Below are 14,943 nucleotides of genomic sequence, written 5' to 3'. Positions count from 1 at the left end.
AACAGTGGATTTGTATTTCGTAAAAAAACTAAGAAAGATTGTCGTACTTAGTCTTTCTATTACCTTAATTGCTGCGTTTATGATTGTTGGATGTAACCAATCCAATTCACCTACAGGCTTACAAGTACAATCAAACGATGAATTATATGTAATTACAACCCTATCAATCCTGGCAGATATGGCTAAAAATGTAGTAGGTGAATATGGTAAGGTAGAATATATCGTCCCTGTCGGCAATAATCCAGAAGACTACGAATTGATTCCTAGTGATATACGTAGAATTGATGATGCTGATGTGTTATTTGTTAACGGTTTAGGCTTAGAAGAAACGATAATAGAGTCGTTAGGCAACGTAGGACGCACACAAATCGCATACGTTACAGATGGTGTACCTACAATAAATCTAATTGGCAGCTCAGATCCTGACCCACATGCATGGCTTGATGTATCATTAGCAAAAATATATGTCGAAAATATCTACAAGATTGTAGCAGAAATAGACCCAGCTAATTCTCAACACTACAGCACCAATGCTGATGCTTATATTTCAGAGCTTAACAAGCTTGATTCATATATAAAGGATACCCTTAATAGCATACCAGAAAATAATCGAGTTATAGTAATTAGCGAGAATGCTATGAAATATTTTGGTGATGCCTATGGATTTCACACTGAAGGAATTTGGGAATTAAACTCCCATGAGGAAGGTACACCACAACAGATTTCGAGAATCATCGAAATTGTCAACGACAGGAATTTGCCAGCTATTTTCAGTGAGACTACTCTAGACCCAAGATACATGGAGATGATATCAAAAGAAACTGGAGTTCCAATAGCAGGAAGTTTATATACTGACGCATTAGGTTATAAGGGTAGTGAAGGTGATACGTATATTAAAATGATGAAATATAATACTAACTTATTAGTAGAAGGTTTGCGTTAATACGCAAAAAGGTCCAGCTATCAGTTAATGAACTGTGCTGGGCCTTTTTCTAATGTTTTCACTCAAGATTGTTGTTTACATACTATACTTACTATTCTGAAAGCAAACGCTTTTCGCCAGTAATTGTTTGGATATGCTTAATGTTTTGGGTAACTTCGATAGTCCCCATAAACTCACCGTTCTCATCCCTAACTGCGAAATAGCGGATAAGTACAAACATATCACCTAATGGAATCCAGAAGTCTTCACTATCCTTCTTGCCAGATTTAAAATCGGCTACTAATTTCTCAACTATGTGTACGCTATGTGGTGGGTGGCAGTTGGAAACATTCCTTCCGATAATCGACTTCGTCCGCATAAATACGCGATCTTCACCGTGGCTAAAGTACTTAACAATATCATCCTTATCTACGTATGTAATGTCGATTGGCAGGTGATTAAAGATTGCACTAATTTCTTTAACCGTTAGAATACCAGTTTCAAAACGGATATATCCGCTCGGTGTCTGTGCCTGATCCACATCTGCATCTGAAACATTAGCAGGCCTCCATTTAGCTTCTGGAGAAGTTAAGCAATACCCAACTTCTTCACTCTCTAAAGCAATCTTATACCATTCCTCATCAGTAAGAAATCTTGTTGCTGTTGGTAAAAGTATATCTTCTTCTTTAAAAATCATACTCTTTACCTTTTCAACTGCAGATGAAATGTTTGCCAATACCTCTGTCCGATTATCATCTGTATCTTTTAGTAGCTTAATTGCTGCTTTAATTAAGCCACGGATTTCGTCATCTGCTCCCCACATAACTTTAGCAGGACCCGTTACGCCGTGTTTTTCCATATAAGGAAATAGCAGATTTTCTTTGCGGCTGTAATGCTTGTCTATGTCCCAAAGCAAGTTTAATTGTTCAAGAACTTTATAGCCATTGTCCATTGTTGGGTCTTTCTCATACTCACTAACAACTTGCTCTAAAGAGCTAACAACTTTTTCTATTTCACGGTTCTCTAATTTAAATGTATGTATTGGATGACCTGGCTGATCGTCATAGTTCTTTGTCGGTCTTTGTACTTCTTCAATATTGTTTCTAAAGACTTCAGCGTGCACATCACATAGCTTGCGGATTACGTCTGCTGACATGCCCTCCTGCATTAACTGCTGTTCCATCTGCGCAATTTCAATTGTTGATACTGTACCAAACTTAATCAAGAACTCATTTTTCACATCATCAAACGGTACACCCTGATGCAGCTTCTTGATTAGGTTTTTTAGTTCCTCTTTTCGCTTCTCACTGTTATTGATTAATTCACTCATAACTTCTTCCTCCTCAACTTAATTTCTTACCTAAGTTTAACCGTTTTACTGTTCTAATCGCAATGAATTAAATCAATGGAAAATATGAACAATATCACACTATAATTAAGATACAACACTATGTTTCTGCCTATCAATATATAGTGTGCTAATAGTTGGAAGATGTTATACCTGGCTAATGTTATAAATAATAATTACTTGGTTGCCTTTTTCGTTATATGTCATACCTGTACTTAGCATTTTAGACATAACAACACCTCGTCCACGTTCATTATCCGCAAGCAAACAACTCTTAAAGGCCATTTGCTTTCTCCAGTCAAATCCTTCACCTTCGTCAGTAATGATAAATACTATGAAATTGTCAATTATCTTTACCTCTACAAAAGCTTTTTTATTTGCAGAAAAACTGTTGCCATGCTCTATAGCATTTGCGAGCATTTCTTCAAAACACCATAAATTTAAACATACACTATTCAAGTGTAATCTCAAGAAATCATTTGCCTGTTCTACAGTTTGCTTAATAGCTTTAAAGGAGCTTTCCATCTCCTTAGTAAAAGACGCTTCTACTTTATTTAAATTAATTACAATGTCATTTACAATAATGTGGTTATCAGTCATTACTAAAGAGTTGATGTATTCCATAGCTGCCTCCGCACATGGTTTATTACTTTCATAAGTAGATTATACCAGGACTTTTGTCAGTTTGCTAAATCGTATACGCTCAAATTGCACATATTTATACAAAAAAAATAACATCGGCATAATGTATACTGCCAATGCTACACTTTATCACATCTTAAGAGGCTCAACCATCGGCGCTTAATTCAGTAATAACAGTCTTATAAACTATCGTTCTTTAACTACCGAATATCAAACACCAACTCGTAATACAAAACTTCTTTGTTCTTTCACAAAATTGAAGCTTACTCTGTACTCAACCAACAAAATTCTTAATCTTACCTACTCTTTAAACACACTTACTAAAGTTAACTACTCATTACCTTAACCTTACTAAATTTCAAATAGGTGAAACTTACAAATTTCCTCTAGCTACAGTTACCATTTAACAAAATAGCACCGACTAGATGGTTGAGCCTCTTAAAATGTGATTTTTATTTATCTCTTTTTCTTGTTTATAGTGTACCACAAAATCTCGGCTTTATCAATAAAATTATACACATTTCCGCTTTTTATTTTTTCCGAGAGTCCAGCAAGTGATATAAGGCTAGGATTGGATGCTTATAAGTCATTCTTGGGCCTGCATAACGCATAACATCAATCACTTGTTGACGCTTATCTTTTTTATAACAATGAATTTTACAATTCCCACATACTGGTTTGCTTTCACCATGGGGACACATATGAAGTCGCTTTCTAGCATATTCAAGTAGGTTATGGCAATCACTGCATAATATACCGCCTGTGCCATGCTTATCTTTGCAGTAAATATAAATCATCTTTTCAATTGTTTCTAACTCTCTAATTATTCTTTTACCAACCATCGCTTTACTCCTTGATTATAGTTTGTTTAGTTAGGTATAATGTTTAATAAGAAAATATATTGAGGTGGATTGATTGATGAGTCAGACATTTACAGATTCAAACAGTAACAATAGTTTAGTCAAACGCTATACGATTAAAGAAGAAATATTCAATAGTGTTACACATGGCATAGGCGCATTGTTAAGCCTTGTTGCTTTAGTGGTATTGGTTTCCTTTGCCAGTATCCAAGGTGACCCATGGCGTATCGTTAGTTTTAGCATCTATGGGTTTACTTTATTCTTCTTATATTTGTCTTCTACTCTCTATCATAGCGTATTTCACGAAAAAACCAAAAGGGTTTTGCGCGTTTTTGACCATGTTTCAATATATTTGGTTATAGCAGGTAGCTACACACCTATCGCTCTAGTAGCAATTCATGGTCCTTGGCGTTGGATAATTATAGGGCTTATCTGGTCTATAGCTATTACTGGTATAGTATTGAAGATCATTAACTTAAATAAAACGAAGAAATTCTCAACTGCCTTGTACGTCGCAATGGGCTGGCTCGTGATTATAGCTATTAAGCCTATGCTAGAAATGGTACCGACTGGACTATTAATTTGGCTGTTAGTCGGCGGATTATTCTATACTTTTGGAATTATCTTTTACGCCTGCAAGCGTATTCCGTTCAACCATGGTATCTGGCATATATTTGTATTGAGTGGTAGCATTGCACACTTTATAGGTATTCTCTTCTATCTGGCGCTATAAGGAGCTTTTAAATAATCTCTTTAAAAAGTCTTAAAAGATTAAATTACAGCCACACACTAGACATCACCTTGATTAGATGATGCTAGCTGTGTGGCTTTATATTTTGACTACAAAGATGATGTTGTTGAAGTTTGTTCTTGATTAACGATATGCTTTTCTTCAGAACTCGACACTACTACGGCACAGGAAGCGTCCCCAGTAATATTCACTACGGTACGCATCATATCTAAGATTCTGTCTACTGCAAGCACTAGGGCAATTCCTTCTACTGGTAATCCCACGGAGGTTAATACCATCGCCAGCATTATTAAGCCGACTCCAGGCACCCCAGCTGTTCCAATGCTAGCAAGTGTAGCTGTAAGAACAACTGTAACTAAATCTCCAAACGATAAAGATACCATATAGACCTGCGCGATAAACACAGTCGCAACAGCCTGCATAATTGCCGTACCATCCATATTGATAGTTGCACCTAATGGTTGAACAAAGCTACTAACAGGCTTTGAAACATTCAAACGTTCCTGAGCCGTTCTCATGGATATTGGTAATGTTGCATTACTACTTGAAGTACTAAAAGCAACTATCATTGCTGGTGAAAAATTCTTAAAGAATTCTATTGGATTTCTTCTAGCTAAAAAGGTAATAGCTGAACCATAAGTTATAATTGCATGTAATATAAGTGCTGATGAAACTGCCAGCATATATAGCAGCATAGCCTGCAAAGCTGGTATGCCAAGCTTACCAATGGCAGAAGCAATTAATGCAAAGGCACCATAAGGCGCTAAATACATAACTAGCTTAACTAAATACATCATGACTTCATTACCCTGACGAACTAGACTTAAGAGACCTTCCGTTTTTTCGCCAAGTCGTGCTAGGGCAAATCCGACTAATACGGCAAAGGCAATTATTTGTAGCATATTCCCTTGTGCCATAGCGTTTATTGGATTCGTCGGTAAAATATTTAACAAAGTATCAACTACTGGTGGTGCTTCCCTTGGTTCGAAATTTGCAGCTTCTGTTGCAAAGGCTCCGCCAGCACCTGGCTGAATAATAAAGGCTACTGTTAAACCAATAATAAGTGCAATACACGTTGTAATTAAATAATAAGCAATTGTCTTTCCGCCTATTCTGCCTAATTTCTTAGGGTCTGATATACCTGCCGTCCCTAGAATGATTGAAAAAAACACCAATGGGACTACGAGCATTGTAATCGCCTTTAGAAATATCGACCCTATCGGCGTTAGTGCGTAGGCGTCCAATAATTTAAAAGCCTCAGGTGCAAATATATTAAATGCTAATCCTGCACCTAAGCCTAATATTAAAGCTAGAATAATTTTTTTAGTTAAACTCATGGTCTCACTCCTAGTGGAATCATATTGAATCTATGACCATTATATATTAGTTTCAATCGAAAAAAAGGTATGAAAAAATAGTCGCAATTATGCGACTATTATCGAGTTATTCTATATAATTGCTCTTATATTTGATTGATGTTATTCGATACGAATATTTCCGTTCGTAGTTCTTAGCTCCAGCTTATGGGTTCCCGCTCCTATTGTATGTCTGAAATTCTTTTCTGATGAGTCTGTTAAGTTCTGGATAACCCGCCCGTTAGTAGTGCTTGCTGTAATATCTACTTGTTCTTCAGGTGCTAGCCCGATGTCGATATTACCATTAACTGTGCGTAATGATATATTGCCCTGTGTATAAATAGCACTTGCTTTAATATTTCCATTAGTTAGGGTGGCATCGAGACTTCCATGAATATTCGATAAATTAATTCTACCGTTTGTATTTTTCACGAAAACATGACCAGTTATATCTGCTACATCAACCACTAAATTCATACCATATATTTCTACACCAGAGTGGATATTTTTTGCATCTACTTTACCGTTAATAACGTTAATCTTTGCCATAAGATGCTCTGGAGCTTCAATAGCAAGTGTTGCCGTTTGATTAGCTGCCCAATTAAAATAGTTGTTAGGTAGCTCTAAATTTACAATCAGCTTTTCACCTATTTGTGTTACAGTGAATTCGTTTGCAACTAGCTCTTTAACAGTATTTTCATCGCTGCCACCGACTCTTATAACACCAGATATGTTTACAAGGCTATCAGATGTAGTTCCAATTAGTTGTATATCAGCGTTTGGGATATCGATTTCTATTTGATTAACTCTGTTATCTATAGTTAAAGATTCTTCTATAGTTACTGGATATGAATTTGACAATATAGAGTTTTTCACTAACGGTAGTACGCCAACAGAGTTAACTGTATAGATTACTAATGTAGCTGCACCTGCGATAAAAATCAAAAATATACTAAACCCATCAAATGACCACTTATCATCCTTACGGAAAATCTGGAACGCTAGAACTTCTATACCTAAGACTATCAGCAATATCGGCCATCCAATTGAAAACACCTTATCTATAGGTATTGTTGTAACTGTATTTAGTGCTAACAGTGCACCAATGCTAATTAAGAAAAGACCTAATGTGATTCTGCCTACCTTCCATTCTCTCATACTTCTTCACCCTCTGACTTTGTATCAATATTTTTTGTCGTCTTAGTAGTCGGAATAATTGGCTTGCCAGTTAATAACCTCCAGCCAACATATATAAGGATAGCAGCGAGTAAAACACTTCTAAGCACATGCATCCCCTGCATACCAAACAGGTAACGCATTACATCTTGGAATGGCCTAAATTGAAATACCACACGTTCTAAAAGAATATAACCTCCTACTCCGATAAGTCCCCATCCCCAAAGTTTAGATTTGTTAGAGATGGATGCAATAACAATCAACGGTTTATCTTCTACAGCCCCAGTTTCCCGAATTTTCGTGGCGTGCTGTAATGCATCAAACATACTAAAAAACCAGATAATTGGAATTACAAACGGAAACGCATGGATTCTAAGAAAATCTAATAAGAATATTGAACCGAAAAACAAAATCATAAATTGTAATCCGCGATTGATTAGGCCAAGATACATGTGACCTAGTCCTGGCACAAATGAGAATATGAAGGTTAAAAACTTAGATTTATTTGTAGTGCTCATGTAATACCCCTCTTTTCAATGTTTTAGTTAATTTCTATAATCGTTTTAGTTAATCTCTTTAATCAATACACCTTTAGCTGCTCTATATATCCCGTAATATAGTAGTTGATACCCTTAATTAGACCCAAACCTGCCTCTGTTGCTTGATGGATACTGTCATTAGTCTCATATATTCGTTCTGGCATTACTTCAAGAGAGCCAAGCATTTGCTCAAAACCACCTAGGTACACTAGAAGGAATGTTGCCGCAGCAGCAGTAAGGTAGTGAAGGACGTCTAATACTTTGACTTTGCGCTTGCGTACAATTTGACTCATAACATTGTCGACAAAAACATCTGGAGGCTGCTCGCATTCATCGTTCCATGCATGCTGAAACTGATATAACTCAGCGATACGTTCGGTACAGTGCTCACAAAAGTCGATATGGTTTTGCAGCCTTTGCCGTTCAGTTTCAGATAATTCTCCAAGAAACCATTGCAACAACATCTGTTCATCTACCTTGCATTTCACATGAATTCCTCCTTTGCACTTAGTTCCCTTAGTTTTTGCTTTGCCCGATAGAGGCGGGTTTCTACCGTTTTCTCTGGTATTTGTAAAAGTTCAGCAATCTCTCGATAAGACTTATCCTGAAAATGATACATCTGTATTACTTTTTGATAATGCTCAGGTAAAGTTTTAATTTTGCGATGAAGTTCTAATTCTGATTCTTTTGTAAGTACTATAGCTTCTGTGCTTAGCTGCTGATTGTTAAGTGTTACCTGAGAGCCGCACTGCGCTTGCTGTGTTTGCGACGTCAACTCTTCTATAACTGCCTTACTACTATGTTTACGTTTCCAATCCAGAGCTTTATGGACTGCAATTTTAAACAGCCATGTAGAAAAGCTCGATTCAAAGCGAAATTGCTGTAAGCTTCTGTAAGCCTTTAAGAAAATTTCCTGAGCTAAATCCTCTGCCTCTTTTCGATCTCGTGTTGCCTGAAAGGCTGTGGCATATACTTTAGCTTGATAGGTGGAGACGATGGTGCGAAACGCATCACGATTTCCCGCTAGTACTTCTTTTATAACAGCTGTTATTTGTTGATTATCAATTATCGTCTCCTCCTTTCTTTTTAGCCACTTATATATTTAGACGTATCTGTTTTCAAAAACCCTTCAAAGTTTTTTAAAACTTTTTTTAATGCTTTATTTCATTGCTTTTTTCCTTATACTTTAAAGGATTTTCTTTCATATGTAACGAATAATTTATAGTACTAAATATTTAGCAAACATTTTTCAGTCAAATATAACGCGGAGGTGTTTACAACGCGAATTCTCAAAACATTTATCTGCATAATTTGTGTCTCTATAATCATCCTTGGTGCGAGTGCAACAATAATCCAGGCTTCACAGGCACCAGTAGCTGTTTTTGGAGAGTTGAATTTAATAGACTGGGATTGGGAAACAGATGGAATAGTATCTTTAGACGGACAATGGGAGTTTTACTGGGAGCATTTACTTACACCTGAAGATTTTAATAATTTTAAACTAACAAATACTACACTCCCTAATGATAACAGCTATATAACTGTGCCACGAGCTTGGAACAAATTTGAACTAGACGATACAACGCTTACAGGTGAAGGGTATGCTACATATAGGCTATTAATCCATAACACCGATGCAAAACTGCTTGCTTTGAAAATCCCAAGAATCTTCACGGCTTATACCCTGTGGATTAACAATGAAGTAATCGCTTCTGCAGGACAGGTTGGCATAGCAAAACAAGTATCTACACCTCAGTATTTGCCACAGGTTAATACCTTCTATACAGACGCAGAAATTATAGAAGTCGTAATTCAGGTATCTAACTTTCACCATCGCAGTGGCGGTATACTTGAAGCGATATATTTAGGAACTGAAGCACAAATTAGAGATCAGAAAAATAGCAACCTAGCATTAGAAATGTTTCTCGTTGGTAGTTTATTTATAATCGGTTTCTATCATTTGGCTTTATATTCTTATAGAACTAAAGATAAATCAACGTTATACTTTGGAATATACGCTCTGTTGATTAGCTTACGGACGATGCTTGTAGGAGAAATATTTTTTATCCAGATGGTTCCGGCCTTCAGTTGGGAGCTAGCCCATAAGCTGCAGACACTGGCTTTCTATTTAAGTATTCCGTTGTTGTTTATATTCTTAAGGTCAATCTATCCGAACGACACTTCTCGAAATATTAACAAAGCGATAATTATAGTTGGTCTAAGCTTTGCGCTGCTGGTTGTACTTACACCTGCTAGAATATTTACACTTTTCAATCCATTGTACCAAATATTCACAGTTATGTTAATTCCATATGCATTGTACATCTTATACTCTATTAACAAAAATCAACGCGATGGCTGCTACATTATAACTGCTGGTTTAATATTTCTTATAGCTTTTACAATGAATGATATTCTATTTCTTAGTATTCTATTAAATGATGCTGATAATCACATCTTGCGAAATATTATCACTAGAGGGAATTTATCTTCCTGGGGACTGCTGATATTTGTATTCTCCCAGTCACTAATCATTGCTAAAAAGTTTTCTAAAAGTTTTACAAACGTAGAATTAATGTCAGATAAGCTGCAACACCTTAATGAAAACCTTGAAGCAATCGTTAATGACAGAACGCAAGCATTAGAAACTTCAAAGCAAGAGCTAGAAGAAGCATATGAAGCCTTATCAAGATCTGAGAAGTCGCGACAGCATTTAGTCCAGAATGTTTCTCACGACCTGCGAACACCGCTAACTACTATAAAAGGCTATATAGGTGCAATCTTAGATGGAATTATTGCAGACCCTGAGCAACAGAAGGCATACCTAAAACGAGTAAATGACAAAGCAAATAGTATCGACTTCATGGTGCAAAGTCTGATGGAGTTATCACAGTTAGAGTCTAGGCAGCTACAGTTAAATCTCAAATCTTTTACACTAGATACTTTTCTAAATGACTATACAAAGAAACTAACGGCTGACATGCATGTATCAAAAATCGAATTTCACACTCATATATCCAGTGAATTAAACAATAACACTGATAAATTTTATGTCCGTGTTGATACTGAACAGTTAAACCGAGTTTTTACAAATTTATTAAGTAATGCCATTAACCATACGCCCGTGACTGGTAAAATTAATCTTTACTTTGCTGTTAACGAGGACAAGACTAATCTAGTAATTCAATTGTCCGATACTGGATCTGGAATTGCTGAACAAGATTTACCCCATATTTTTGAGCGCTTTTATAAGGTTTCAAAAGCTAGAAGTATAAACGCTAAAAGTGTTGGATTAGGTTTAGCCATTACAAGAGAAATAATTGAGTACCACGGCGGGCGCATCTGGGTAGAAAGTCAAGAAAGTAAAGGTAGCAGTTTCTATTTTACTTTGCCGGTACACTATGAGGAGAAGGAGGGCTAAGCATGGCAGGAGAAACAATTTTAATAGTTGATGACGATTGCGATATCAGAGAGATAATAAGCATGTATTTGCAAAAAGAGGGCTATATAGTTCAGGTAGCTACGAATGGGTATGAAGCAATAGAAATGACTGCTAATTGCAACCCAAGCTTAATCATCCTAGATATGATGTTGCCTGGTTTAGACGGTATTGAAGTCTGCCAAGAAATTCGTAAAACTTTATCTACTCCTATTCTATTCCTTAGCTGCAAAGGCACACCTTTAGATAAATCTATGGGGCTGACTGCAGGAGGAGACGACTATATGAGTAAGCCCTTTGACGCCGTTGAGCTTTTAGCAAGGGTAAAGGCACAGCTTCGTCGAAATAGGATACTAAGTAATGTTAGTGGCGCTCCAAAGAAATTAGAATTCGAAGATTTAATAGTTGACCTTAACAGCCATTCAGTTATAGCTAGAGATAAACTAATAGATTTATCACCTAAAGAATTTCAATTGTTAGCCTTACTCGCACAAACTCCTAATGTAATTTTTAGCAGCGAGCAAATATTCCAATCTCTCTGGGGTGCCGATAGTATGGGTGATCATCGAACTGTAATGGTTCATATTAGCAACATCCGCAAAAAAATTGAGCTTGACCCTTCAAACTCGAAGTATATCCACACTGTTAAGGGCGTAGGATACAAGTTCATATATTCGCAAATCGATTAATAGCGCTAGTTTAAGAAAATTTTATGATTTCTTGAGATTCCCTTAAGACTAAACCCGAGGATATCATGTTATTATTAGAGCAATAGGTAAACTCGGGGGGGATTTATATGATTTCAAGTAACTCAATGCATGATAACATGTATCACACCGACAAGAAATTCGAGTATAATATCCATAAAGAAACAAATAGACTATTAGTTAAAATTATCGACCCTACCGACAACACAACATTAAAAGAAATTCCTTCAGAAGCACACTTAGACTTAATTAATAGTATACGACAAAACCTTGGCAGTAATATTGATGAGCGAATTTAGAAAACAACAGTATAGAATGTTTCCAAATAAAAAGCATACGTTTTAGTCGTATGCTTTGTTTTTGTTGTTACTCTCTTTGAGATGTTTTTGTATGTCAGTGTAAAATGCAAAATTATTCTTTCCATGCTCCTTAACCCAATACATAGCTGCGTCAGCTCTTCGTATCAGTATACCAAATTGATCGCCATCTTCAGGATATTGGCTAATTCCAATACTTGCTCCAACCTTACATGTATGCTCACCAATTACATGTGGATTTGTTATAGACATTAATACCCTTTTTGCAATATCTCCTACAAGCTCCTTATTATCGACTTCATGCAGAACAAGTAAAAACTCATCTCCTCCAAGCCTTACAGCCAAATCCTTATTCCTAACGCATTCTTGTAAAATTTCTGAAATTTTCTTTAATAGCTTATCTCCTGTATCATGTCCATAGTTATCATTTATATTTTTGAATCCATCTAAATCAATGAACAAAATAGCAATGCTATCTTTTGTTTGTCTGAGCTCTTTAATTGTATGATTAACATAATAATGGAGATAGTTTCTGTTTGGCAGCCCAGTTAAAGGGTCTTTTGTTGCAAGTTCATTTAATTTTTGATTCGTATCATAGAGCTCCTGCTGTTGACCATTAAGCTGTTCAATATAATTTTGTATTTGTCGATGAATGTTAAAAAACTCAAAACGGTATTTATCTTTATAGCTTATAAACAGCCCTATTCCTACACTTATAAAGCTTAACAGATATAAGTTGTGTGCAAGCCACCATAGTAATCCCCAAGGGGTAGAGATCATAAATAAAACAACGGTTTGCATAATCAAAATACTAGCAACTATTAGTGTTAAGATAGGAGGATTTTGCAAAATACGATAGGAATCATAATACCTTGTTGCCGCTACACCAAGCAGAACTAGAGTTATTACTTTAATCAATATGGCAAAATGGGTGTCTTTACCATCTGCGCTCTTAATGTCTGGGAAAACATCTGGAAAATATAATATAGCTATTGATAGTAAGACTAGTATAATAGCCACGACAGATAATAATAACAGTTTATTAAAACGATACTCTACATTTCTGTAGCTCATAACCTGAAAAAACATGAACATACCTATCCAAAATCGACTTATATCACCGAAGAATACAAAGGCATTTATATGATCAGTGCCAGATTCAAAGCTACAAATTGATTTTCCTGGTGTAATAAGTCCATGAAAGCCATACAAAATAGTAATTCCTATAAATCCAATACTTAAAAGATATACTTTGAAATCTCCTGTGCGGCTATATTCACGATATGCAAAAATCCCTACTATAAAACTAGCTACACAGCTTAAAGCAATATAGTAATAATGAAATAGCGGTGCGTTTATAATTACATCTGAATACTGAGATGATACAAATCCGAGAATAATGGGGACTATAATTACAGCAAATATCAATGCATAGCCTTTATTAAGAGTAGATACCATGTCCCCACCTCCATATCTGTCATTAAAGTTAATCGTAATTTATTTAATTATAATTCGTTATTCTACAAATCTTTTCTATATCCTGCTTAAAAACCTATCAGTATCGGTTTTTTCTTATTTAGTTCTACAGATAAAATACTTTAACTCTACAGATAAAACATTAAAGGGATAGCTCCGCTATCCCCTGTAAAGTCCTATATTGATATAAAATAATTCAAAATTAACTGGCTTACTACTAGCCTCCTAAAATAGTTCTGATAAACAAGCGCACAACATCCGCTCCGCCAATCATTGTCCCAAGTGTACTACCTATATTTGTTAGTGCTACTACAAGTAGAATACGGGTTACTTTATTTGTCCAGAAGCCCTTGACGCTTATTACGTCATCAGAAAGCCTTTCAAAGTCTCCTACGTTCGGACGTCGAATATAAGCTTCAACAATACCAGCAAACCAACCCGCAGCCAACAACGGACTTAAGGAGCTTAATGGTGCTACTAATAAGGCTGTTAATATTGTTAAGGGATGACCAAAAGCAATTGCTGCTCCTATAGCCGATAAGCTCCCGTTCCAAAGCACCCAGCTTATTGTCTGACTTATACCAGCCTCATAGTTTAAATAGAAAGTGTATGCAATAATACTTATGATAAAAATAGGTATTGCCCAGCCAAGTATTTTTGGCACTTTCGATTTAGGCGGAATTTTAGTTAATGTTTGTAAATTGTGCTCATTATGAATTTCCTTTTTAATACCTGGAACATGTGCAGCACCTAAAACAGCAACAACTTTATTACCAGGTGCGTCTTTAATTTTTTGTGCTAAATACTGATCACGTTCATCTATTAGTGGCCTCTTTAAGTCTGGGTGGGCTTTAGTAAATTCTTCAAGCATTGAATTAAGCATATCCTGGGATTTGAGCTTCTCAATTTCTTCCTCAGATATTTTCTCGTCATTAAAAAGACTGTATAGTATCGTCAACAAAAGCTGCGCTTTACCCTTTAAACCTATAGCATGCCAAACCCTAGCAAAGGTAATTTGAATATTTCTGTCGGCTAGAACTAATTCGGCCCCAACCTCTTTTGCAGACTCAATTCCTTGAATCATTTCTTGCCCTGGTTTAATGCCGAATTGCTTTGCTAAGCGTTTTTGAAAAGATGAAATCACTAAGCTCATTAAGAGAAATGTAGCCTTTTTATTTTTTATCACCTTAAAGATGTCCATATCTCGCCATTTATTTCCATCAACGATTGTCTGGTATCTTTGCTCATCAAGCTCCACACAAACTGAGTCAGGTCTTTCGAGCTCTATTAGCTCTTGAACTTCTTCCGCACTTTTCTTAGATACATGAGCAGTGCCGAGCAGTATAATCTCTTTGCCATCTAAATCAATTCTCGTTATATTTTCTTCTGTCATTGCTTACCTTCCTCATAA

At 36.1% G+C, this 14,943-nt stretch carries 15 protein-coding genes; 5 read left to right on the top strand and 10 right to left on the bottom strand.

The features are described from left to right. The first annotated feature begins 4 nt into the window (after positions 1-4). Positions 5-943, top strand: coding sequence for a metal ABC transporter solute-binding protein, Zn/Mn family (locus BHF68_RS00215; RefSeq protein ID WP_245669610.1), 939 nt, complete (start codon positions 5-7; stop codon positions 941-943). 91 nt (positions 944-1,034) lie between these two features. Here BHF68_RS00215 and BHF68_RS00210 read toward each other — a convergent pair whose 3' ends face one another. The 3 genes from BHF68_RS00210 to BHF68_RS00200 all read right to left on the bottom strand — a co-directional run bounded on the left by BHF68_RS00210 (position 1,035) and on the right by BHF68_RS00200 (position 3,754). Next, a complete protein-coding gene (locus BHF68_RS00210) occupies positions 1,035-2,252 on the bottom strand; it encodes a DUF438 domain-containing protein (protein WP_069641643.1) in 1,218 nt (405 codons plus the stop codon). A gap of 165 nt (positions 2,253-2,417) precedes the next feature. Further along, positions 2,418-2,894, bottom strand: coding sequence for an ATP-binding protein (locus tag BHF68_RS00205; RefSeq protein WP_069641642.1), 477 nt, complete (start codon positions 2,892-2,894; stop codon positions 2,418-2,420). Positions 2,895-3,442: 548 nt separating this feature from the next. After that, positions 3,443-3,754 (bottom strand): nitrous oxide-stimulated promoter family protein, encoded by a 312-nt coding sequence (locus BHF68_RS00200; protein WP_069641641.1) that lies wholly within the window; start codon positions 3,752-3,754, stop codon positions 3,443-3,445. 76 nt (positions 3,755-3,830) lie between these two features. On the opposite strand from BHF68_RS00200, the gene trhA reads away from it, so the two are divergent. Beyond that, a complete protein-coding gene (gene trhA, locus BHF68_RS00195; protein WP_084019085.1) occupies positions 3,831-4,505 on the top strand; it encodes a PAQR family membrane homeostasis protein TrhA in 675 nt (224 codons plus the stop codon). A gap of 107 nt (positions 4,506-4,612) precedes the next feature. On the opposite strand, the gene BHF68_RS00190 is transcribed toward trhA, so the two are convergent. The 5 genes from BHF68_RS00190 to BHF68_RS14975 form a co-directional block, all read right to left on the bottom strand. Then, on the bottom strand, positions 4,613-5,860 hold the full coding sequence (locus tag BHF68_RS00190) for a dicarboxylate/amino acid:cation symporter (RefSeq protein WP_069641640.1): 1,248 nt from the start codon (positions 5,858-5,860) through the stop codon (positions 4,613-4,615). Positions 5,861-6,001: 141 nt separating this feature from the next. After that, on the bottom strand, positions 6,002-7,036 hold the full coding sequence (locus BHF68_RS00185) for a DUF4097 family beta strand repeat-containing protein (RefSeq protein WP_069641639.1): 1,035 nt from the start codon (positions 7,034-7,036) through the stop codon (positions 6,002-6,004). Beyond that, the gene (locus BHF68_RS00180; RefSeq protein ID WP_069641638.1) at positions 7,033-7,572 is read right to left on the bottom strand and encodes a hypothetical protein; all 540 of its coding nucleotides are present in this window, start codon (positions 7,570-7,572) and stop codon (positions 7,033-7,035) included. The genes BHF68_RS00185 and BHF68_RS00180 overlap by 4 nt, the downstream gene beginning before the upstream one ends. A gap of 62 nt (positions 7,573-7,634) precedes the next feature. Further along, positions 7,635-8,081: an anti-sigma factor family protein gene (locus BHF68_RS00175; RefSeq protein WP_069641637.1), complete on the bottom strand. Its 447-nt coding sequence runs from the start codon at positions 8,079-8,081 to the stop codon at positions 7,635-7,637. Continuing rightward, positions 8,078-8,644: an RNA polymerase sigma factor gene (locus BHF68_RS14975; protein WP_301553589.1), complete on the bottom strand. Its 567-nt coding sequence runs from the start codon at positions 8,642-8,644 to the stop codon at positions 8,078-8,080. The genes BHF68_RS00175 and BHF68_RS14975 overlap by 4 nt, the downstream gene beginning before the upstream one ends. 219 nt (positions 8,645-8,863) lie before the next feature. Between BHF68_RS14975 and BHF68_RS00165 the strand changes: the two genes are divergently transcribed. The 3 genes from BHF68_RS00165 (at position 8,864) to BHF68_RS00155 (ending at position 12,038) form a co-directional block, all read left to right on the top strand. Then, positions 8,864-11,014 carry a sensor histidine kinase gene (locus tag BHF68_RS00165; RefSeq protein WP_176719849.1) on the top strand — a complete coding sequence of 717 codons (2,151 nt, stop codon included), beginning with the start codon at positions 8,864-8,866 and terminating at the stop codon, positions 11,012-11,014. A 2-nt stretch (positions 11,015-11,016) separates the two neighbouring features. Further along, positions 11,017-11,721 carry a response regulator transcription factor gene (locus BHF68_RS00160; protein WP_069641634.1) on the top strand — a complete coding sequence of 235 codons (705 nt, stop codon included), beginning with the start codon at positions 11,017-11,019 and terminating at the stop codon, positions 11,719-11,721. A gap of 107 nt (positions 11,722-11,828) precedes the next feature. Further along, complete coding sequence (locus BHF68_RS00155) at positions 11,829-12,038, top strand: flagellar protein FlaG (protein WP_069641633.1); 210 nt, start codon at positions 11,829-11,831, stop codon at positions 12,036-12,038. A gap of 42 nt (positions 12,039-12,080) precedes the next feature. On the opposite strand, the gene BHF68_RS00150 is transcribed toward BHF68_RS00155, so the two are convergent. Beyond that, positions 12,081-13,514 (bottom strand): GGDEF domain-containing protein, encoded by a 1,434-nt coding sequence (locus BHF68_RS00150; protein ID WP_069641632.1) that lies wholly within the window; start codon positions 13,512-13,514, stop codon positions 12,081-12,083. Between the two features lie 235 nt (positions 13,515-13,749). Continuing rightward, the gene (locus BHF68_RS00145) at positions 13,750-14,925 is read right to left on the bottom strand and encodes a TraB/GumN family protein (RefSeq protein WP_069641631.1); all 1,176 of its coding nucleotides are present in this window, start codon (positions 14,923-14,925) and stop codon (positions 13,750-13,752) included. Between the last annotated feature and the right edge of the window lie 18 nt (positions 14,926-14,943).

This window comes from Desulfuribacillus alkaliarsenatis (genome assembly GCF_001730225.1).
Taxonomy (GTDB): Bacteria; Bacillota; Bacilli; order Desulfuribacillales; family Desulfuribacillaceae; genus Desulfuribacillus; species Desulfuribacillus alkaliarsenatis.
The sequence above is the reverse complement of the archived record's forward strand: the minus strand, read 5'-3'. Positions and strand labels throughout refer to the sequence as shown.